The sequence below is a fragment of the Sulfitobacter sp. HI0027 genome (genome assembly GCF_001634775.1).
Lineage (GTDB): Bacteria > Pseudomonadota > Alphaproteobacteria > Rhodobacterales > Rhodobacteraceae > Sulfitobacter.
Genome location: NZ_LWER01000279.1, coordinates 1 through 308 on the forward strand (window position 1 = coordinate 1; position 308 = coordinate 308).

Annotated in this window: 1 protein-coding gene; it reads right to left on the minus strand. The window is 54.5% G+C overall.

Annotated features, from left to right (window positions below; translation table 11 throughout):
* The coding region (locus tag A3722_RS24350; protein WP_161488226.1) for a hypothetical protein at window positions 1-308 on the minus strand (308 nt) is incomplete at both ends.

The following is a 308-nucleotide window of genomic DNA, read 5'->3' on the forward strand; positions in this document are numbered from 1 at the left end:
GAAGCGTGGAGTCCCCCGGCACTGTGATCACACGGCGCGCATTATGCGCATGTTTACGAACCAGTGTTTGTAACTCGCGTTGTTCTTCCACCGAAACGAGTTGAGTGAATTTCAAGCGCAAGTCGGAACCGATATTGGGCTGCCCCCGGCCGTGGATCAGTGTCATCAGCCGCAGGAACTCGGTTAGTTCGATCGGATACTTCACGTTGACCGGCTTGGCATGTCGTGCGGGGAAACCTTGCAAGTCGAGGATCGCGCCGGTCAGATTCTCGAATATGTCGATGTCGCGCCTCTTGAGAATATCATAC